At 36.6% G+C, this 1,380-nt stretch carries 1 protein-coding gene; it reads right to left on the bottom strand.

Translation table 11 applies throughout. The features are described from left to right. Positions 1-1,346, bottom strand: a 1,346-nt coding sequence (locus tag HNR52_RS12205) for a PIG-L deacetylase family protein (protein ID WP_435620739.1), incomplete at its 3' end; no start/stop codon positions are given. Between the last annotated feature and the right edge of the window lie 34 nt (positions 1,347-1,380).

Here is a 1,380-nt window from a genome sequence, read left to right on the forward strand (position 1 = left end):
CCCATGAATATATAGCGCAAGTCCTGTTTTTGTGGGATATTCAATTTTATCCACAATATATTTTTGTCTATTATTGGTCTTGATGCTATAGATTTAAGAAGTGAATTATTGGCTTTTCTGTACTGATAGAGCTTGTCATTTACCAGTCCTAAATCGATTCTCTTTATGCTATTATTGTAAAACAACCTCATTTCGATGTTGTATTTTACATCTTTTGATATAGGCGACAGTGTTTGAACACCTATATACAAGTGATTATCATAGTAGAAGGAAGCAAGCTTTGTAAGATCAGCGCTTTTATAGATTTCTTGATCGAGAATTCCACCTGCTGGTATGCTTAAAAGCGAGAAAGGCATGTTTTTGTCGTATAAGTTTGGCTTCGTTTCAACTTCTGGAATCGTAATGACAGGCTTTGTCCCGAAAAGCTCATTTTTCCTTACAAATGCCATTAAAAATGGCTCCATCACTTTTATCTGGGATGTATACTGCTTAATGGCTTCTTCCTTTTTAGCTTCTTCTTGCTTCGAAAGAGGAATACTTTGCCATACAGTGTTGCTGTCTTTCATGTCTGTTGGTGGTAAAAGAGAGTCATTTGGCATCAATAACCATGGCACAGGCCATTGTGGATGGTGAACTAAAAACATGTGCTCTCTTACGTTTAAATTAAGTGCAGTTATCGCATATCTTGTGAAGTTGCTTACAGCCCAGTGATCGGGATGTACGTCATCTGCTAAAGGATAGTAAATATCTGTAGGCTTAAATGACTTTATAATGTCTTGCAGCTCATTTTCTAAATTTTCACCTGTATATGCAACACCAGGTTTGTACACATCTTTATATGGAGAATATGCCACATTTGTTCCACCGCTAATCCTGGGTTTTCCATTGTCCCAAAAATCGCTCCACAAAAATCTTGTACTGCCATCAGCAAAGCCTAAAAATATCACGTCATCTTTTGGAAGACCAAGTACAGACATTGCAGCTAAACTTTCACTGTGCCTTTGAAGTCCAAGTTTATAATAGTCTGCTGGTGTTGGATTGATGTCACCTGTAAAGACTTGAGCAGCTTTTTTGTAACTTTCACCATCTGTTACAATTACTACTTTTATAGGTCTTTTCAATTCGATAGCTTTTTGTATGACACCTGCCATTCCCAACGATTCATCATCAGGGTGTGGTACGACAACAAGTATTCTTTGTCCCGGATCGTCGTTATTGGGAACAGGCTTTTTTTCTGTTAGATTGGCAAAAGTAGTTTTTAGATTCATGACGGATGCGATAATAATGGCACTGATTAGCCCAAAAGTTATAAATATATACTTCCATTTGAATAGTTTTTTATTCAATTTTAATTCCCCCTCATATTTGTGTCATAATTGT

The sequence above is a fragment of the Thermoanaerobacterium thermosulfurigenes genome (genome assembly GCF_051201035.1).
GTDB classification, from domain to species: domain Bacteria; phylum Bacillota; class Thermoanaerobacteria; order Thermoanaerobacterales; family Thermoanaerobacteraceae; genus Thermoanaerobacterium; species Thermoanaerobacterium thermosulfurigenes.